Origin of the sequence: Parafrankia discariae (assembly GCF_000373365.1) — a bacterium.
GTDB classification, from domain to species: domain Bacteria; phylum Actinomycetota; class Actinomycetes; order Frankiales; family Frankiaceae; genus Parafrankia; species Parafrankia discariae.
In genome coordinates this window covers 328,573-347,388 of record NZ_KB891230.1, presented here as the reverse complement: position 1 = coordinate 347,388, position 18,816 = coordinate 328,573, and the positions used below count along the sequence as shown (strand labels likewise).

The window sequence follows — 18,816 nt, the reverse complement described above, 5'->3', positions numbered from 1 at the left end:
CGAGTGGTCGCGGAACACCTCGCTGGGCAGCTTGCCGCCGAAGTCACGGCGCAGCCAGCGCTGGTTGGTGTAGTGCCGGTCGCAGCGGTCCAGGTAGAACGGGATCCAGCCGATGCCGCCCTCGGAGNAGGCGAACTTCAGGTCCGGGTAGGTCCGCATCGCCGGNCCCCACAGCAGGTCCTGCNCGNNNAGCGAGGAGATCTGGCAGGCCAGGATGATCAGGTTGTCGATCGGCGCGTCCGGGGCGAGCTTGAGCGCGCCGAACCCGGTGCCGATGTGCAGGCACATCACCAGCCCGGTGTCCGACAGCTCCTGGAACACCGGGCCCCAGTAATCGATGTCGTGGTAGCTGGGCAGGCCCTCCAGGTGCGGCAGCTCGGGCATGGTGACCGCCCGACAGCCCTTCGCCGCCACCCGTCGGATCTCGTTCACCATCAGCTCCGGCTTCCAGGTCGGAAGCAGCGCCAGCGGGATGAACCGGCCCGGGTACGTGCCGGCCCACTCGTCGATGTGCCAGTTGTTGTACGCCTGGATCATCGTGACGGTGGTGTCGGTCTTGTAGTGGTTGAGATGCCCGGCGCTGAACCCGGCGAACGTCGGGAAGCACATCGAGGCGATGATGCCGTTACGGTCCATGTCCCGGACCCGGTCGTGGATGTCGTACACCCCCGGGCGCATCTCGGCGAAGCCGGCGGGGTCCTTGCCCCACTCCTCGGCCGGCCACGACACGACCGCGTTCAGGCCGCTGACACCCGTCACCCGGCCCTGGTAGATCCACTGGTCCACGCCCTGGTCGTTGCGCACGACATGCGGGGCCTGGTCGACCAGGTTCGCCGGGACGTGGTTCTTGAACATGTCAGGCGGCTCGACCACGTGGTCGTCGATGCTCACCAAGACCATGTCGTCGATGTTCATGATCCTCCTCGACTGGCGGGTCCGCAGCGTGCGCCAGACCACATCATCAGCGTCTCTATCTGTTTCTACGCTTCCCAGCTCTGGCCGTCTCTGCGTATACGGCCAACAAGCCCACGAAATCGGCCAGGGATACGCGCGGCTTATCCCGGGTGACCGGGGTGCGCCTGTGCGTCATCGGATCGCTCCGGCATGTCTCCCGGCGGGGCGACATCTCGCCGCATCCGTACCCCCTCCCTGATCAACCATGACTGATGAGCAGGTCAGACGCCATCGAAGCGGCCTGCCGATCGGCTACCCCCAGCGTGTCCGAGATCTCACCGTGGCCCCTTGATCTCAACCGCGGTCGAAGTCCCAGACTCGGCCACCGGTGATGGTGACGGTCGATGGTGATGAAGGGATGCCCGATGAAGGCAGCGGCGTTCGCGCGGCACGGTGGCCCGGAGGTTCTCGAACTGACGGACCTGGCCACCCCGGTGGCCGGGCCCGGCCAGGTGCGGGTCAGGGTCCGGTTCGCCGGAGTCCAGCCGATCGACTGTGCCGTCCGCGCGGGCCGCACACCGCCCGGGATGACACTCCGACTCCCGACGATCCCCGGCAACGAGTTCGCCGGCCTCGTCGATCAGGTCGGCGCCGAGCCCGACGGGGACGGCGGGGACGGCGGCGGGGCCCACGGCATCGCGGTGGGGACCGAGGTGCTCGGCTTCGGGCGGCTGGGTTCGTATGCCGAGTACGTGGTGGTACCGGCCGATCAGGTGACCGCCAAGCCGGCCGGCATGCCCTGGGAGGTCGCGGGTGGGTTCAGCGGCGGGGCACAGACCGCCCACATCGCGCTGGGGGAACTGGGGGTCGGCAAGGACGACACCGTGCTGGTCCACGCCGCCGCCGGCGCGGTCGGGACGGTCGCCGTCCAACTGGCCGTACGCGCCGGCGCGACCGTCATCGGCACCGCCGGCGCGGCCAACCACGACTATCTGCGCGCCCTGGGCGCGATCCCGGTCGCCTACGGCGACGGCCTGGTCGAACGCGTCCAGGCGCTCGCGCCCCAGGGTGTGGACGCCGCCCTGGACGGAGTCGGCGGCGACGCGCTGACCGCGTCACTGGCCCTGGTCGCCGACCGGGGCCGGATCCTCACCCTCGTCGAGCACGGCCGGGCGGGCGAGCTCGGGATCCGGGTCACTCCCCACCTCCGGTCAGCCGCCCGGCTGGCCGAGCTGGCCGACCTCCAGGCGCGCGGAGCCCTGCGCGTCCACGTCCGCCGGGTCGTCCCGCTCGCGGACGCCGCCGAGGCACACCGGGAGCTGGAGACGGGACACGGCCGCGGCAAGGTCGTCCTCGCCGTCGGCACGGACTGAAACCCGCCCGCCCGCTCCTCAGCCCGCCCGGCTCGTCGCCAGGAGACGCCCGTCCCGGTCGTAGGCCCGGACGACCGGTCGGGTGGCCTCATACCAGTCGTAGTAGTTGAAAAGCCTTCGGTTGTTCTGGTTGAAGTCCTCGAACCCGGGCTCACCGGGCTGTGGACCGGGCTCGGGCGGATCGGTCTGGACGGTCCTGACCACGACCTTCCCGTCCTGGATGGGAACCTCGACGATGTCGCCGGAGGGAGTCGTCGCGGTGACCCGGGCAACCCGGGCCGACACCCGTCCGCCACGGTCATGGACCGTGCGACTGTCACCGGGGCCGCTACTGAAGCCGGGTCCCAGACGGCCACCGAAGCCGCCACCGATCCCGTGACTTCCGCCGGCGTGCTCCAGCTCGAGATCCGTCCGGGGCATCGTGTCGTGCCCGCCCCCCGAGTTGTAGACATACGCCCCGTCGACGTCCAGTCGACCTGCCGCGTCCGCCGGCACGTCGCAGTCGACGAACGTCGAGGGGTTCGACAGGATCACGGTCGCTCCGGTGACGTCCCGCGCCGCCGCCCACACCGTCAGCTCGCCCGGCTGGAAACGCGCCGGGTCCGCCGGCCCAGGACCGGACTGCAGGCACTCGATCACGAGATGTGCCGCTTCGTCCGGGGTGAAGGTGACCGGCTGGAGCCGGGTGATCCGCGGGCCCGGCGGAAGGTCGGCGGGCGCGAGGGAGGCCTTCCCCGTGCCACCCCCCAGGGTCAGACCGGCCGCGATCCCCACCGCGGCCACGGCGAAGGCCACCGCCGGGGCGGCCCGCCGCGTGACCCGGCGCCGGCGCTCCCCCGGAACCCGGGCCCGTACGCCGGCCCACAGATCACCCGACGGCCGGACGTCCACCGCCCGCGCCGCGCCGCGAAGGCGTTCGGCCATCTCCTCGTCGGAGGTCACGCCGCACCTCCTCTCGTCACGTCCAGTTCCGATGAGCCGAGCCGGGGCGACACGGCGCCACCGCCGCCTGATCCCGGCGGCTGCCGCACGTCGTCGGATCGCGGTCCCATCGCCGTCTTCAGCGACGGGTCGGCCCGCAACCGGGCCAGGCCCCGTGACGCGTGGGTCTTCACAGTCCCGACCGAGCAGCCGAGGATCTCCGCGACGCGGGCCTCGGACAGGTCCTCGCAGTAACGCAGCACCACGACGGCCCGCTGCCGCGTCGGCAGGGCGGCCAGCGCCGTCGCGAGCCCCGCCCGGTCCTCCACCGCCGCCAGCTCACCGGCGGACCCGCCGACCAGCCTGTCGGGCACCATGGGCATCAGCGTCTCGACCACCCGGCGGCCGCGGAACCGTCGCCGATGAGCGTTGACGAGGATTCGCCGCACGTAGGCGTCCGGGGAGTCGCACACCCGGACCTTCCGCCAGGCGACGAAGGTACGGGCCAGTGCCGTCTGCGCCAGGTCCTCCGCCTCGGCCGCGTCGCCGGTCAGCAGGTACGCGACGCGCAGCAGGGCCGGCAGCCGGGCGGCGAAGTACGCCCGGAACTCATCGTGTTCATCGTCGTCCATCAGCCCTCCTCAACCCCCCAGAGGCCCCCGGGGCCCGTTCGGGTTGACCGCGGCGAACTGACCGACCCGACGTCGCAGACGGGACCGATCATGACGGGGCGGGTTTGACTTCGAGCACACTCCAAGTCCTAGCTTCGAGACATGACCGCGGTCGACGAGCTCAGCGAGGACGGTCCTCAGGCGGAGGACGGGCCTCGGGCGCCGGACGGGCCTGCGTCGGGCCGCCGGGAATCCGGGGTGGGACGGCCCTCTGCCGGCGTCGCCCGGTCGGCGGACAGCGGCCTCACCATCGCCGAGGCGGCGACGGTGAGCGGCGTGAGCGCGCACACTCTGCGGTACTACGAGCGGGTGGGCCTCATGCTCGAACGGGTGACGCGGGCTCCGTCGAGCCATCGCCGCTACGACGACGGGGACCTGCGCTGGATCGCGACGCTCACCGCGCTGCGCCGTACCGGCATGCCGATCCGCCAGATCGCGCGGTACGCGGCGCTGGTACGGGCCGGCAACGGCAACGAGACCGAACGACTCAAGCTGCTCAGCGCCCACAGACAGCACGTCGCCGAGCGGCTCGACGAGGTTCGCCGCCATCTCACGGCCATCGACACCAAGATCGATATCTATCGGGAAAGGACGAGGCGACCGATGTCCCACGACACACCGCGCCGGGTACCACTCGGTTCCCAGGGACTCCAGGTCAGCGCGCAGGGCCTGGGCTGCATGGGCATGTCCGACTTCTACGGCGCGACCGACGACACGGAATCGCTCGCCACCATCGCGCGGGCCCTCGACCTGGGAGTCACCTTCCTCGACACCGCCGACATGTACGGACCGCACACCAACGAAAAACTGGTCGGACGGGCCATCTCCGGCCGGCGCGACGAGGTGACCCTCGCGACCAAGTTCGGGATCGTCCGCGACCCGGACAACCCCCAGGCGAGGAACATCGACGGCCGGCCGGAGTACGTCCGTTCGGCCTGCGACGCTTCCCTTTCCCGGCTCGGGGTCGACCACATCGACCTCTACTACCAGCACCGGGTCGACCCGACTGTGCCGATCGAGGACACCGTCGGCGCCATGGCCGAACTGGTCGCCGCCGGAAAGGTGCGCTACCTCGGCCTCTCCGAAGCATCACCGGCCACGATCCGCCGGGCGCACGCCGTGCATCCGATCTCAGCGCTGCAGACCGAGTACTCGATCTGGTCACGTCACCCTGAGGAGGAGATCCTCCCGACACTGCGTGAACTCGGCATCGGCTTCGTCGCCTACAGCCCGCTGGGACGGGGATTCCTGACCGGAACCTTCCGCACCCTGGACGATTTCGAGGCCGGTGACTTCCGTGCCGGCATGCCTCGGATGAACTCCGAGAACCTGGCCGCCAACCTCTCGGTCGTCGACCGGATCGAGGAGATCGCGACGGCGCGGAACGCGACACCGGCACAGGTGGCGCTCGCCTGGGTGCACCACCGGGGAGACGACATCGTCCCAATCCCCGGAACGAAACGACGCCACTACCTGGAACAGAACATCGCCGCCGCCGCCCTCACGCTGACACCGGGCGAGGTGGAGATCCTCACCAGGGCCGGGGAGGCCGTACAGGGCGAGCGCTACCCGGACATGTCCAACGTCAATTTGTGATCTCGACAATTTGTGATCTCGACGCACCATCAGCCGGGCCGTGCCGGCCGCGGCCGAACCGGTGGCCACCAGCCATACCGGTGGCCACCAGCCATACCGATGGCCACCGGCCATACCGACGGTGGTTGTCAGCCGTGCCGGCGACGGATCCATCCGCGCACCGCGAACCCGGCCACGACGGCGGCGGACGCCGCGAATCCCGCCGCGGCGGCCCGCCTCACCGCATCCGTAAGACCGGGCAGGACCCCGGAGATGCCGGGCTCCACCCGGCGGCTCCCCAGAGCCAGGCCGCCGATACGAGAATCGGCGTCGGCCCCGATGGTGACGAGCGGGCCGGCCGAGCCGTCGAGCTCGACCGTCATGCCTTCGGCGGCGAGGAGGTCGGCGAGCCCGCGCAGGGCGGTACGCCCGGTGGGGACGGTGGCCGGCAGCGCGCCGGGCGGAAGGGCGGCCAGGAGGTCCCCCGCCATCGACCACAGCCGGCCCGGCTGAAGAGTGGTGATCCGGATACGGTCACCGGACGCCTCCAGGCGCCCGCCGACCGACCCGGAACCGTCTTCGGCGCTGAAGGCGACATCACCCTCGAAGCGGGCTGTCACGAGTGCGCGGCGCCGTTTCCTGCGTTGCCGCCCGAGTCGTTATCCGAGGTGACGATCCGCAGCGTGCCATGCAGCCGCCAGGTCGCGCGCGGAGCGTCGGGCCCGGTGTCCCGCGGTACCTCGACGAGCATGTCGACGAACTGGTAGTTGATCGCCGCGCCTCTACTCGTCAGGTAAGACCATAGATCCTTACCCAGATCCGTCCAGTCAACGACCGCGTGGTCTCTACTGGTCTGCGTCATGGTCATGTCCCCCATTTTCGGCCGGGCGCGGAATTCGCGAAGCTGGCGAACTTCAACTCCGAAGGTACGACGGCCCGCACCGGACCACATCTTGAAAAGACCAGCCGGGCCGATTTCTCCTGTCAGGCCAGGGAATCCGGGCACTCGGCAAGAAACAGCGGATAGGGCCGACGGCATACTGGACGGCCCAACGAAATAGGCGGATATCGGTCCCGGGAGCCGCCGCGGTCGCGGTCGAGGTCGATCGCCGCCGGCCAGGTCAGGCGCGGCCTGACACCCGGGGGCCCGGGGGGCGCCCCCCTGCGACATCGCGGCCAACAGCGCAGCTGACCACAGATCAGCAAGCAGCCGAACCAGCTCGTGGACAAAACCGTCCACAATGCGAACCGCTATCCAAACATCACGGGGCCGACCATAGCCCTAGAGTCCTAGAGTCCTAGAGTCCTAGCTGCTCCAGGCTACGTTCTTACAGGCCCGATCGAGGGCCCTGGTCGGCTTGACGTTCCTTTTCGGGCCGCTCGGGTCGAATGGGTACGGACCGACATTGTTCACTCGCCCCCGTTGCTGACGCCGCCGAGTTGTTCGACCCGCTGGGCCGCAGGTCGGTCAGCACGGCGACGGAGGCGGTGGGTGAGCCGTCCGGCGCACGAGCAGACGGCTCCGAATCCTGTGACGTGACACCGCCCGCCAGCGGCCCCCGGTGCCCTGGCGGCTCAGGGCGCGGTGAGGGCTGCGGTGGGCTGGAGGCGGGAGGCGCGGGTGGCGGGGTAGAGCCCGGCGACCGCGCCGATGACGATAGTGGCGCCGAAAGCGAGAAGCATCGCCCAGGAGGGGACGACGGTAGGCCAGGCCTGAGTGGTGGCGTAGCACGTGGTGACGCCGGTGCCGAGGATGAGTCCCGCTATCCCGCCGAGTGTGGACAGGAGAAGCGCCTCGGCGAGGAACTGGTTGCGGATGTCCCCGCGTGTGGCCCCGAGCGCGCGGCGAAGTCCTACCTCGCCTCGTCGTTCGAGGACGGATATGACCATAGTGTTCGCGACGCCGATGCCGCCGACGAGCAGCGCGACGGAACCGAGGCCGAGCAGGAGCCCGCCGAGGGTGGAGTCGGCCGCGTGCTGTGCGGCGAGGGCGTCGGAGGGACGTGAAACGTCGACCTCGTTGGGCGCCGTGGGGTTGGCCGTGCGGGCGAGCAGCGTCTGCACGGCTTCGACATGGTTGGGGTCTGTGCGGGTGTACAGGGTGGTCGGGTGGGTGTCGAAGCCGAGCAGGTCGGCGGCGACGGGCCAGCCCACGAGGGCGGCGCGGTCGAGCTCGGGCGCGAGGCCGACCGGGGCGAGGATGCCGACCACGGTGAACCACTGGCCGTCTAGGTGGATCTGCTGATCCGGTCCGGTCGAGTCGACGCCCAGGTGGGCTGCCGCCGTCGATCCGAGTACCACAGCGGGATAGTGCTGGGTCGCCTCGTTGAGGTAGGTACCGGCGACGATGTCGGCGCCGACGGTGTCGGGCAGGTCCAGCCTGGTTGCCAGCACGGCGATACTGCCGGATTCCGCAGCCGGGATGTGGTCGTTGCGGTAGACCTTGGCGTCTGGCACCAGGCCCGTGGCGCTGACCGACTCGACGTCGCCGATCACGCCGATCATTGTGACGGCCTCGGTCGGCAGGTGTGCCTGATCACCGAAGAGGTTCTGGCCGGGGCTGATGGTGAGCAGGTTGGTGCCGAGTGCGGCGATCTGGCGGTGGAAGTCCTCCCGGCTGGAGGAGGAGATGCCGATCACCGAGATCATGGCCGCGATGCCGATCGCGATCCCCAGGGCGGACAGCGCGACACGCGTCGGTCGCGAGCGCAGACCTGCGGTGCCGACTCGGACCAGCTCCCGCGCCGCGAGCCGGACCGGGCGAAGCACCGGGTCGGCATCCGGCACCGGTCCGGGGTGAGTCGCAGGTCCGGACTCGCTCGTCGGCGAGATGCCGTCCTGAGTAGACACGTCGGTCGTTGGTGAGGCACCGGTCGTTGATCGGGCGGTGGTCATGCGCGGGCTCCCTGAGGTGTCCGGACGTCTCCGCTGTCGCCGACCTTGTGGCCGTCCCGCATCTCGATGCGTCGTGGCAAGGCGGCGGCGATGTCGCGGTCATGCGTGATGATCACGATGGTGGTTCCGGCGGAGTGGAGCTGTCGTAGCAGGACCATCACCTCGGTCCCGGACGAGGAGTCGAGGTTGCCGGTGGGTTCGTCGGCCAGCAGCAGCGTGGGCTCGCCGACCACAGCGCGGGCGATCGCGACGCGTTGGCGTTCGCCGCCGGAGAGCTCGTGCGGCCGGTGGTGGACTCGGTGATTGAGACCGACCCGGTCAAGGGCTGCGCGTGCGCGTTCGAGCCGTTCCGAACGACGTATGCCGCCGTACAGCAGCCCATCGGCCACGTTGTCCAGCGCCGGCACGCCAGGGGCGAGGTGGAACTGCTGGAAGATGAATCCGATGCGCTGCGCGCGCAGCACCGAGCGCTGGTCGTCACTCAGCGCGTGGACCGGCTGGCCGTCGACGGTAACGATTCCCGTCGTCGGCCCATCGAGGGTGCCCAGCAGGTGGAGCATCGTCGACTTGCCCGACCCGGACGGCCCTACGATCCCGACGAGCTCGCCATAGTTGATCCGCAGGCTGACGTCGGCCAGCGCGCTGACCGGGCCGAAGCGCCTGGACACCCGGTCGAGGACGACGATGGGAACCGCGGCGCTCACTGGGCGACCCGCACGGTGACGCCCTCGGCGATGCCCGCACCGCTGATCTCGACCTTGCCGTTGGCGAACATCCCGGTCGTCACCGGTACGAACGTCGACTGCCCGTCCTGGACCGTCTGGACCGCGTACCCGCCGTCCGGCTTCGCCACGAGCGCGGTCACCGGCACGGTCAGTGCATTCGCCCGCTGCCCCGTGACGATCGTCAACGTCACCGGCGACGAATCGAAGCCACCGGCGAGCGCAGAGGGATCGTCGAACGACACGATCACGGTGACGAAGGTCTTGTTCTGCTCCTCAATGGTCTGCGCGACCGTGCCGACGCTGCTGACCGTGCCGTCGAGATGTTGACCGGTCGGAAGCGCGATGGTCGCAGGGTCGTCTGCGTGGACGAGATGTTGCAGCGACACGTCCAGCGGGATCGATGCCACCTGCGTGGTGCCGCTGTAGGTGATGACCTGCTGGTTGGGTTGCAGACCCAGATGGCTGCCGACCGGGATGGCCTGGAGGGCGACCCGGATGTCGCCGTCGTGGACGAAGATCTGGTCGGGGGAGACTGTGCCTGTGACGGGTAGCCCGCTCTTGGCCTGCCACGCCTGCACGGCCGAGGCGGTGGCGGCGTCGAAGGTGTCATCAACGGCGAAACCGGTGTAGCCCAGCTCCTGGAGGCTGGCCTCCAGCTCTTTCACATCGGGACCCACTGTGCCTGTGGCGAGTGTCCGGTACGGCGTCGCGGTGCCGTGCAGAAGGATGACCGGCCTGCCGTCGACCGCGTACACGGGTTGGCCGATCTTCACAGTTGGGCCCGGCGCTGCGATCCAGGTGACAACTCCGGACTGCTGCTGGGCGACGAGCCCGACCGGCTCGCCGTAGGAGATCAGACCGCCGACCTGCTGGGTCTGGGTGAGGGTGCCGCGTTGGACCGTCGCGGTCGCCGTGGGAACCGGCCCGGTCGGCGACGGCGGCGGGCTGCCGCCGAATCCCAGGGCGGCGGCGACGATCAGCGCGACGGCTCCCGCCCCCGCGAGGACGAGCAGGTGCCGGCGTGGTCGGCGCTGTAGCGGGCTCGTCCACGAGGCAGTCATCGCCCGCGCCCAGGCCCTGCTCGGCACATACCGGCCGCCGGCCTTGTACTCGGCTGCCGTCTGCGGGGCGGTCACGGAAGTCTCACCGGTTCTGGTCTCACCGGTTCTGGTTTCGTCGGTCCCGGTCCCGGTCATGGTCACGCGCCGGCCTTGTCGAGGATGCCCTGGCACTGCTGGGCCGCCTGTTGGAACGCCGGATCGCCACGGTCAACGTCCGCGCCGGCGAACAAGCCGCCGGCCGAGCCGGGCTGGGGGTCGGGGAAGCCCGGCAGACCGTTGTCGCGCATGCACTGCGCGAAGGCCACATAGACATCGAGATCCGCGTCGCCCGGTTCTCCCCTGCTGCCCGCGGGAAGCAGATCCTGGCAGACGGCCAGCGCCTGCTTCACGGCTGGATCGTCCGGATCAACACCCTCCCCGAACTGCGGAACTTCCGTGGACGGGTCCGGGTCAGCCATGTCGATGTCGTGGTCGCGCATGCACTGCGCGTACGTCTGTACCGTCGGCGTCCCAGTGACACCGCCGCCGGACGCCGTCCCGCCCGGCGCCGTGCCACCGCCGGAGCCGCAACCGGCCAACGCCATGACCACCAGGCTCAGGCCGGCGGCCGCCGTCGCCAACGGCCGCGTGGTTCTGATCATCCGTGTCCTCCGTCGTGGTCGAGCGATACCGAGTACGGCGCCCAGTGGACGGCATCGCGGATAACCAGGCCGTAACGTCGGCGGCGCTGGTTATCCGACGGTTATGCCGACGGCGCCACGCTGGACGGGCACCGCACCGGGGCGCAGGCGAGGCGAAGGGCGGAAAGCGGATGGTTCGGGTGATGGTCGTGGAGGACGAACCAGAGCTCGCCGGTGCGCTCTGCGAGGCGTTGACACGCGAGTCGTTCGCGGTCGACGTCGCCTACGACGGCGGCGAGGCACTGAAGAAATACGCCGCTCACGACTACGACGTCGTCGTCCTGGATCGGGACCTGCCCGTCGTGCACGGCGATGACGTCTGCCGCGCGATCGTCGCGGCCCAACGATCGACCCGGGTGCTGATGCTCACCGCCGCCTCGGCGATCCGCGCCCGGGTCGAAGGACTCGCGATCGGCGCCGACGACTACCTCGTGAAGCCCTTCGCCCTGGCCGAGCTGTCCGCCCGCGTGCACGCTCTCGCCCGCCGCACCGCGCCGGCCGCCGCTCCAATCCTCGAACGCGCCGGCCTACGCGTAGACCAGGCCAGCCGGACCGTCACCCGAGACGGCCACTCCATCACCCTGACGAACAAGGAATACGCGGTCCTGGTCGAACTGCTCCGCGCCGCCGGCGGCGTCCTGTCCGCCGAGCAGCTACTGGAGAAGGTCTGGGACGAGAACATCGACCCCTTCACCAACACCGTCCGCATGACGGTGATGAAACTGCGCCGCAAGCTCGGCACACCGCAACTGATCGAAACGCTGCCGGCGGCCGGATACCGCATCCGATGAGCCGCCTGAGCCTGCGCGCCCGTCTCACCGTCCTCTACGGCGCACTGTCCATCCTCGCCGCAGCGGTAATCCTCACGCTGCTCTACCTGGTCGTCCAAGCCCGCCTCGACGCCGAGCTCACCGGAGACGCCGAGTCCCGCATCGCCGCTCTGCAACAGCGGGCCGGCCAGGCAGGCGAAACGACGATCACCACACCCAACGGGAGCCGGATCAGCCTCGACGACCTCACCGAACAGATCAGAGGCAACGAGGAAAAGATCCGGAACGCCGCCCTCGACACACTCCTCGTTCGAGGCAGCGGCATCGTCCTCGCCATCGGCCTCGCCACCTCGGGCACCGGCTGGATCATCGCCGGCCGCGGCCTGCGACCACTCCATGCCATCACCGCCACCGCCGAGCAGATCGCGCGGTCCACCGGCCCGCACCGCGACCTCAGCCGGCGGATCGCGCTGACCAGACACAGCGACGACATCAGACGGCTGGCCGATGCCTTCGACGCCATGCTCGAAACCCTCGACCACGCCTTCGATGGCCAACGCCGCTTCGTCGCGAGCGCCTCCCACGAACTACGCACCCCACTCGCGCTGGAACGAGCCGTAATCGAGCTCGAAGCGACCAAACCAGCCGCTCACCCCGACACCGTCCACTTCGCCGACCGCCTGCTGGCCATCAACACCAGGAACACCGACCTCGTCGACCGGCTCCTGACCCTCGCCGACGGAGGTAACGAACTCACCGAACCGGTCCTCGTCGATCTCGCCGACGTCGCGGCCGACGTTCTCGCCCAGACCAGAACGGACACCCCGACCAGCGCCCGGATCACCGCCGACCTGGCTACCGCTCCGGTGCTCGGCGATCCCATCCTGCTCCACCAACTCGTCCGCAACCTGGTCGAGAACGCGGCCAACCACAACGTGCCGGGCGGCTGGATCAGAATCGGCACCGGCACCGGCCCGACGTACCTGGCCATCACGAACAGCGGTCCGCTACTGCGCCCTCAGGACGTGAACGGACTCTTCGAACCCTTCCGGCGCGGCCGACCCGACCGAACACGTGGCACAGGCCGCCGCGGGTTCGGCCTCGGCCTCACGATCGTCAAGGCCATCTCCGACAGCCATCACGCGCAGATCACCGCTCTCCCCAGGCAGGACGGCGGACTGGACCTGCGCATCACATTCCCGGCAGCGCCCTCACCCCGGTGACGGCCCAGCTGGGACAACTCCGTGACCCTCCAATACCCCGAACGCCTACGCCGCTGGTCACCTCGCCCATGCGCACCATGCCCGCGCATCCGACCGCGACAGCACCACCTTCACCACCGGCCTCGACGGCATCGCAGCTTCACGACACTGCGACCCCCAAGCCGCACTTACTACAGTGAGTAGCAAGGCAGTCGAGGAGCGCAAGGGGCTCGAACCACCCGCAAGCCCCTGACCTGCACAAACGCCTCGCCGCCACGCGACACGCAGCCAGCCGCACAAGAAAAACGATCAATAAATTGAACGTCTTCGCAGGTCATCATGTATGTGACTCTGCGTGGTGGAGACGAGGGGACTTGAACCCCTAACCCCTGCCTTGCAAAGGCAGTGCTCTGCCAGTTGAGCTACGCCCCCGTGAGGTCGACCGCCCAGGCGTCACCGCCCTGAGTGACCGATGCCTGTCAAGAGTACGGCATGACTGCCAGCGCGGGGATGGTCCGGCTGGCTCCTGGCCGCTGATGCCTGGCCGTCCAGAGACCTGCCGGCTCACGCTGTCGCGGTGGCGCCCGCCGGTCGTCCGTCAGCGGGTCGCCGGCCGCCGTCGCGCCCAACCCCGCCGACGCGTGGGTGGCGTCGTTCTCCAGTAGTCACATCCAGTTCACGCTCAGGGGCCGTTTACATGGGTCTTTGTTGTGTGTAGTCGAGGTTTCGCGCCGCGACGCTGCCCACCCAGGGTGTGTGTTGAACCAGAGTGCCACGAATCGGCCGTAGCTCGTGACAAACGGGTGGCAATGCGCCATGCTCTCCACAACAAGCGTTGTGAACACATATGACGATCTCGTTAGCTCGCCCCAGTGGGAGCGTTGTTCGACCGGTTGGGGCTGTGTCCGGTTAGGCCTGTTCCGCCATCGACGGTGCCCGCCAGCGGGCATCGTCAGCGCGGCTGGGCAGCGCTGAGAAGCACGCCCTGTGGATGGCTGTGGAAGGTTCCCTGCCGCTGACCATGGAATCCCTGGGCGACGTGCACCGCCCGCGGAATCCGTTGACGCATTCCCGGCCACGGCCCTTCTGCGCGCACTGCGGCCATTCCCCGGCAGCGGGGCGAGCCGGCCGCCGTGAGACGAGCCGGCTGCCGCGGGACATCTGACCGGCGGCGGACTCCGCGGCCTGCCCGGGGGCATCGAGGCTGGGGCACCGGATCTCCGGTCGCCGCACGCTGCCCTCAGATGGGTGATGTCAGGGTTTTCTCGGATGAACGCCGTGGACAACCCGGGTCAGCCCGGGACTGGGCCGGGCTGACCCGCCGGCCCGCGGTTCGAAGCGACGCCGAGCGTGGCCGCCCGGCTTCACTGCCGCGATGAGCCGCCGCCGACCAGGTCCAACTCGCGGAGACTGATCGACCCGCGGTGTGTCGCGCCCGGGGCGGGTGCACCGCAGAACACCATGATCGATTTCGGTTGGAGATGATGGCGGCCGGTCGTTCGGGACGGCAACGCCGCCGGGCGGGCGGCGTGCGCCGGAGTTGTGAGAACCGCACCCGCAGATCGGTCTCACGCGGAACCGACCTGGCGGAAAAAGGTTCGGTGCAATAAATATTCGCGCCAGCCAGGTCCCTCCGCGCGGTTCCGCGGAACCGTGGCGGTCCAGGGACAGCCAGGACTCATTCAAGCGCCACACATCATTGGACGGCGGGACCCGCCATGCATAAGCACCCGGTCGCTTTGTTCCGGGGAGGGTGTGCGGTCAGCTGATCGGACGGCGGGCTCAGAAAGCACAACCGACACAGATCCTGCTTCCCGACCGAAACGGACCCGGCGTTCCCGGTGGGTCCGGATCCGGCATTCCCGGCGGGTACAGGAGCCGACAACCCGGCGCCGCCAGCGGGGTGCGGAGCCGACGGAAGCCAGCGGGAAGCCAACGGCGACGCCAGGGACAGCGCAAAAGGGCGAGCCGGTCACCGGCGTCCTCACTGGAGTCCGACGTATTTTGTCGCTAAGCAAACGTCGTACACTCACTCCCCACACGGGCAGCGTCCGAATCCTCCAGCACATAGCGCCGGAGGTCATCGATTCCGATTGACGGCAAGCAAAATTTTTGAGTTCCACCACCAGAACCCCTGCGGGGCTTGCACTGTCCGATCCTCCAGACACCTCATCTGGAGTCCGTCAACGTTTGGCGATGAGCAAAATAATTGGACAGAAACCGGCCACGGAATTGGTTCGCGACGCCTTCGGACACCAGCCATGGTCATCGGTATCATTTGACAATCAGCAAAATGAATGGCCATGACCATCCGCGGAGTCCGACGACGAATCGATCGGCCATCGCCGACGGTTTCCGTGATCGTTTGACGATCAGCAAAAGAAAACAACCTTCTCCAGCCGGGGAAATCGATACAGAAGGATGCGGCACGCGCCGATGGTCATCGGTAGATTTTGACGACAAGCAAAGATAAGTAACCATCACCCCGGCCGGCATCCGTCACCTGATAATCGCGACGGTCCGGGCGGTCATCGTCGACGTTTTACGACAAGAAAATTTCGCGAACCGTCACCATGACGGATCTCTGGAGTCCGCCGCGCCCGCGAGCCTCTGCCGAGCCAGTGAGCGCCGGTGGCGGTGGGCGGGCGGCGGGCGGCGGGCGGCTCAGCCTCGGCGCAGCGTCGGGTCGATGAAGACGAGTCTGTCCCGAACCTTTGTCGCCAGCTCCCGGAAGTCCGAGAAGCAGCGCCGTACGGCGCTCTGCGTTCCCCCGACAGCGCCGTCCCCGGAGCGCAGCTCGAACATCGGCTTGCGGGCGTCCTGGGCGAGGGGCATCAACGCGGCGTAGTTCTTCATGGTCGCGATCTCGAAGGAGCGGTCACCGGCGGCCGGGACGGCCGAGCCGAGCACGGAGGTTGCGAACACGCCCGGGATGCGGTCCAGCCACCGCCCATGGCCTTTCGACGGCCGGTCCGCGCGGGCCGGCGGTTCGACCAGGATGTAGCCGATCGGCATCATCAGGCCGCGCGGCGCCGGGATCCGCTCGGGGATCCGCGGCAGGATCGTGCCCTGCCAGGTCATCCGCCAGTCCCGCAGGGTGGGTCCGATGTTGCGCAGGCCGCGCAGCGAGAAGAGGTCGGCCGCCAGGGGCATCAGGATCGTGTCGGCGGAGAGCAGCGCCGCGCGGTTGATGGCACCGAGGTTCGGCCCCACGTCGATGATCACGATGTCCGCGCCGGTCTCCCGGGCACCGTGGTCGATGGCGCGGTGCAGCGCGGTGGTGGTGCGCAGCGCGGCGACGTCCCGGCCCAGGAAACTGTTGGGCCACGCCGCGGAGAGCCGGTCCTCGAAACTGGCGAGATTGACGTCCCCGGGCAGGAGCCACAGGCCGTCCTCGACGGTGACCGGCTCGCTCAGCCGGACGTCCCCGACACCTTCCATGATCGGTTCGATGGCGGTGGCCAGGGTGCCGTTGCCGGCTCCGATCCGGCTGCGGCGCGGGTCGAGCACGGCCGGCCGGGGCGCGGAGGATCCGAGGTCGTCGTCCTCTTTCCAGATGCTGGCGAGCTCGTCCTCGTCCAGGAACTGGGCGGTCAGGTTCGCCTGGGGGTCGAGGTCCACGGCGAGCACCCGGTGTCCCATCCGCTGGAACATGTGGGCCAGGTGGTAAGCGAGCGTCGTCTTGCCCACGCCGCCCTTGTTGTTGAACAGCGCCATCGAGATCACACCCGGACATTCTGGATGGCGGTGATTTCCCCGCCCCGGGCGGGCCGGCACACCGGCAGGCCGGCCTGGCACGGGCGCCGGTGGGATCAGGTCCAGGGGCCCAGCTGCGGCCAGGCCGGGTCGCCGACGTCCCGACCGGTCAGCCAGCGCAGCGCCGGCAGCGTCGGGACGTCCACCCGGACGACCCGCGAACCCCGCCCCACGGCGCGCGACGGCCGGTCCCCCGGGGTGAGCAGGACAGTGACCTCGGCGGGCAGCCGTTCGGGCAGCAGCCGGGTGCTCCACGCCCACTCGGCCGCGACGTAGGCGGGGCTGAGGTCGTCCCACTCCGGGCCGCCGCGATCGGTCAGCGCGAGGTCGACGAGGTGGATCTCGGCCTCCCGCCACCGCAGGAACACCAGGTCGGACAGGCTCGTCGCGCCGCGCGCCGCGGTCAGCCCCAGGCCGCCGCGCCAGACGTCGACATGGGTGCCGTCCCAGGCTCGTTCGAGCCGGGCCACCGCGGCGCCGAGGTCGGCGAGCAGCAGGTCGGCCGGCTGGTGGGCACCCGCCTCGATGCCGCCGTCGCGCTGGGTCAGCCCGCCCGGGTACTGCGCGACGGTCCGTCCTTCGGCCGCCGCCTCGAACATCGAGGTGTGGCTGTCGGCGTTGCGCGCCAGGTGGGTGACGAGGTGGCCGACGGTCCAGCCGGGCAGCAGGGACGGCCGGCGGGCGGTCAGGTCGTCCACGCGGGCGACGGCTTCGAGCAGCCTGGCGTGCGAGCGCGCGCAGCCCAGCAGGATGTCGAGCGGCACGGCGGACGGTGTGTACTCCGGTCCCGATCCCGGCGACGATGACGACCGCGACGACTGCGACTGCGAGACCGGCGAAAGTGACGGTGAGCCCGAACGAGGCCCGACGTGGGCGTTCATGCGTCCAGGGTCCTCCTCGGCGCGTCACCGGCGCCACTTCATCCGGGGCGGTGTTGACGCACGGCGGAACGGCCCTGTACCGATCGGCCCTGTACCGATCGGTCCCGCGCGGGCGGGCCAGAACCACACGGAGGGACTCGCATCGTGACCAGCAACGGTCGGCCGGGGAATCCCACGGCACCGGACGTGTCGCAGGGGACGGTTCCCGATCCGGCACTGCTGCGCGGCCTGACCAGACGTCGCTTCGACCGGCGGGACCTCCTGCGCCTCACCGGGGCGGCCGGCGGTGCCGCGTTTCTGGCCGCCTGCGGGGTCGGGGGGGAGGCCGGTGATTCGGCGCGGGCCGGCGACGTCGCCGGCTACTGGTCGGGCCGGGACAAGGCGGGAACGCTCGACTTCGCGAACTGGCCGCTCTACATGGATGTCGGCGCCACCGACACGGAGCATCCCTCGCTCGACCTGTTCACCCGGGAGACAGACATCAAGGTCACCTATCACGAGGTGATCCGGGACAACGAGTCCTTCTTCGCCCAGATCCGGCCCGGTCTCGCCGGCGACCGGCCCATCGGGTACGACCTGATGGTCCTGACCAACGGCATCACCCTCAGCCGGGTCATCCAGCTCGGCTACCTCGCCCCGCTCGACCACGCAAGGCTGCCCGCCTTCGCCGCCAACGCCGACCCGAGCGTCAAGGATCCCGCCTACGATCCGGGAAACCAGTTCACCGTCGCCTGGCAGTCCGGTATCACCGGGATCGCCTACGACCCGGAGCGGACCGGCCGGGAGATCACCGGTTTCGCCGACCTCATGGACCCCGCCTTCGCCGGCAGGGTCGGAATGTTCGGTGAGAACCAGGAGCTGCCGAACCTGGCGTTACTCGGCATCGGTGTCGCCCCCGCCGACTCCACTCCGCGGGACTGGCGGCGCGCGGCCGACAGACTGATCGAGCAGCGCGACGCCGGAATCGTCCGCAGGTACTACGACCAGCGCTACATCGACTCGCTCGCCCGCGGCGAGCTGTGGATCTCGATGGCATGGTCGGGGGACGTCCACCAGCGGCTCGCGGCCGGCACGAGACTGAAGTTCGTGGTGCCGGAGGAAGGCGGCCTGATCTGGACCGACAGCATGTGCATCCCGAAGACCGCCAAGCACCCGGTGGACGCCCTCAGCTACATGGACTTCGTGTACAGGCCCGACGTCGCCGGGATGCTGGCCGAGCACATCAACTACCTGACGCCGGTGCCCGCCGCCCGTGACCATGTCTCCGCCGAGTTGGCCGAGTCCACGCTGCTGTTCCCGACCCGGGCGGAACTCGACCGCGTGCACCGCTTCCGGATGTTGACGACGGAGGAGGAGGCCGAGTGGAACAGGATCTTCCAGCCGGTCTACCAGTCCTAGCGCACGCCCTCCAC

16 protein-coding genes, 1 tRNA gene and 1 pseudogene are annotated in these 18,816 nt (G+C 69.4%); 6 read left to right on the top strand and 12 right to left on the bottom strand.

Annotated features, from left to right (window positions below):
• Positions 1-915 (bottom strand): amidohydrolase family protein (locus B056_RS0122600; RefSeq protein ID WP_026240021.1); only part of this gene is annotated, 915 nt, incomplete at its 3' end.
• A gap of 404 nt (positions 916-1,319) precedes the next feature.
• On the opposite strand from B056_RS0122600, the gene B056_RS0122595 reads away from it, so the two are divergent.
• Positions 1,320-2,267, top strand: coding sequence for an NADP-dependent oxidoreductase (locus B056_RS0122595; protein WP_018504134.1), 948 nt, complete (start codon positions 1,320-1,322; stop codon positions 2,265-2,267).
• Between the two features lie 18 nt (positions 2,268-2,285).
• Here B056_RS0122595 and B056_RS0122590 read toward each other — a convergent pair whose 3' ends face one another.
• Both B056_RS0122590 and B056_RS37590 read right to left on the bottom strand, forming a co-directional pair.
• Positions 2,286-3,209, bottom strand: coding sequence for a hypothetical protein (locus B056_RS0122590; RefSeq protein ID WP_018504133.1), 924 nt, complete (start codon positions 3,207-3,209; stop codon positions 2,286-2,288).
• Positions 3,206-3,820 (bottom strand): SigE family RNA polymerase sigma factor, encoded by a 615-nt coding sequence (locus B056_RS37590; RefSeq protein WP_018504132.1) that lies wholly within the window; start codon positions 3,818-3,820, stop codon positions 3,206-3,208. Before B056_RS37590 ends, B056_RS0122590 begins: the two co-directional genes overlap by 4 nt.
• Positions 3,821-3,961: 141 nt before the next feature.
• Here B056_RS37590 and B056_RS44635 point away from each other — a divergent pair.
• Positions 3,962-4,294: pseudogene (locus tag B056_RS44635) on the top strand (MerR family transcriptional regulator); the annotation flags it as partial.
• A 168-nt stretch (positions 4,295-4,462) separates the two neighbouring features.
• Entirely contained in the window at positions 4,463-5,455 is a 993-nt protein-coding gene (locus B056_RS0122580) for an aldo/keto reductase (protein ID WP_026240020.1), read from the top strand.
• 128 nt (positions 5,456-5,583) lie between these two features.
• Here B056_RS0122580 and B056_RS0122575 read toward each other — a convergent pair whose 3' ends face one another.
• The 6 genes from B056_RS0122575 to B056_RS0122550 all read right to left on the bottom strand — a co-directional run bounded on the left by B056_RS0122575 (position 5,584) and on the right by B056_RS0122550 (position 10,756).
• Complete coding sequence (locus B056_RS0122575; RefSeq protein WP_018504130.1) at positions 5,584-6,054, bottom strand: hypothetical protein; 471 nt, start codon at positions 6,052-6,054, stop codon at positions 5,584-5,586.
• Positions 6,051-6,311 carry a hypothetical protein gene (locus B056_RS0122570; protein WP_018504129.1) on the bottom strand — a complete coding sequence of 87 codons (261 nt, stop codon included), beginning with the start codon at positions 6,309-6,311 and terminating at the stop codon, positions 6,051-6,053. Before B056_RS0122570 ends, B056_RS0122575 begins: the two co-directional genes overlap by 4 nt.
• A gap of 698 nt (positions 6,312-7,009) precedes the next feature.
• Positions 7,010-8,221, bottom strand: coding sequence for an ABC transporter permease (locus tag B056_RS0122565; RefSeq protein WP_018504128.1), 1,212 nt, complete (start codon positions 8,219-8,221; stop codon positions 7,010-7,012).
• A 104-nt stretch (positions 8,222-8,325) separates the two neighbouring features.
• Complete coding sequence (locus B056_RS37585; RefSeq protein WP_018504127.1) at positions 8,326-9,033, bottom strand: ABC transporter ATP-binding protein; 708 nt, start codon at positions 9,031-9,033, stop codon at positions 8,326-8,328.
• Positions 9,030-10,190: a peptidoglycan-binding protein gene (locus B056_RS0122555; RefSeq protein ID WP_230203119.1), complete on the bottom strand. Its 1,161-nt coding sequence runs from the start codon at positions 10,188-10,190 to the stop codon at positions 9,030-9,032. The genes B056_RS37585 and B056_RS0122555 overlap by 4 nt, the downstream gene beginning before the upstream one ends.
• Positions 10,191-10,252: 62 nt before the next feature.
• On the bottom strand, positions 10,253-10,756 hold the full coding sequence (locus B056_RS0122550; protein ID WP_018504125.1) for a hypothetical protein: 504 nt from the start codon (positions 10,754-10,756) through the stop codon (positions 10,253-10,255).
• A 170-nt stretch (positions 10,757-10,926) separates the two neighbouring features.
• Here B056_RS0122550 and B056_RS0122545 point away from each other — a divergent pair, with 170 nt between their 5' ends.
• Together B056_RS0122545 and B056_RS0122540 are read left to right on the top strand one after the other, a co-directional pair.
• Positions 10,927-11,586 carry a response regulator transcription factor gene (locus tag B056_RS0122545; protein WP_154677169.1) on the top strand — a complete coding sequence of 220 codons (660 nt, stop codon included), beginning with the start codon at positions 10,927-10,929 and terminating at the stop codon, positions 11,584-11,586.
• Positions 11,583-12,788, top strand: a complete 1,206-nt coding sequence (locus B056_RS0122540; protein WP_018504123.1) for a sensor histidine kinase — start codon at positions 11,583-11,585, stop codon at positions 12,786-12,788. Before B056_RS0122545 ends, B056_RS0122540 begins: the two co-directional genes overlap by 4 nt.
• Before the next feature lie 335 nt (positions 12,789-13,123).
• Here the strand turns inward: B056_RS0122540 and B056_RS0122535 are convergent.
• The 3 genes from B056_RS0122535 to B056_RS0122525 form a co-directional block, all read right to left on the bottom strand.
• Positions 13,124-13,199: transfer RNA gene (locus tag B056_RS0122535), tRNA-Ala, on the bottom strand.
• A gap of 2,232 nt (positions 13,200-15,431) precedes the next feature.
• On the bottom strand, positions 15,432-16,493 hold the full coding sequence (locus B056_RS0122530; RefSeq protein WP_018504122.1) for a ParA family protein: 1,062 nt from the start codon (positions 16,491-16,493) through the stop codon (positions 15,432-15,434).
• 86 nt (positions 16,494-16,579) lie between these two features.
• The gene (locus B056_RS0122525) at positions 16,580-17,287 is read right to left on the bottom strand and encodes a maleylpyruvate isomerase N-terminal domain-containing protein (protein ID WP_018504121.1); all 708 of its coding nucleotides are present in this window, start codon (positions 17,285-17,287) and stop codon (positions 16,580-16,582) included.
• A gap of 261 nt (positions 17,288-17,548) precedes the next feature.
• Here B056_RS0122525 and B056_RS0122520 point away from each other — a divergent pair, with 261 nt between their 5' ends.
• Positions 17,549-18,802 carry a polyamine ABC transporter substrate-binding protein gene (locus tag B056_RS0122520; protein ID WP_018504119.1) on the top strand — a complete coding sequence of 418 codons (1,254 nt, stop codon included), beginning with the start codon at positions 17,549-17,551 and terminating at the stop codon, positions 18,800-18,802.
• Positions 18,803-18,816: the final 14 nt, after the last annotated feature.

Coding starts and splice junctions, on each gene's coding strand:
- B056_RS0122550 (WP_018504125.1), bottom strand. CDS start 10,756: ATGATCAGAACCACGCGGCCGTTGGCGACGGCGGCCGCCGGCCTGAGC.
- B056_RS0122580 (WP_026240020.1), top strand. CDS start 4,463: ATGTCCCACGACACACCGCGCCGGGTACCACTCGGTTCCCAGGGACTC.
- B056_RS0122545 (WP_154677169.1), top strand. CDS start 10,927: ATGGTTCGGGTGATGGTCGTGGAGGACGAACCAGAGCTCGCCGGTGCG.
- B056_RS0122540 (WP_018504123.1), top strand. CDS start 11,583: ATGAGCCGCCTGAGCCTGCGCGCCCGTCTCACCGTCCTCTACGGCGCA.
- B056_RS0122595 (WP_018504134.1), top strand. CDS start 1,320: ATGAAGGCAGCGGCGTTCGCGCGGCACGGTGGCCCGGAGGTTCTCGAA.
- B056_RS37590 (WP_018504132.1), bottom strand. CDS start 3,820: ATGGACGACGATGAACACGATGAGTTCCGGGCGTACTTCGCCGCCCGG.
- B056_RS0122570 (WP_018504129.1), bottom strand. CDS start 6,311: ATGGGGGACATGACCATGACGCAGACCAGTAGAGACCACGCGGTCGTT.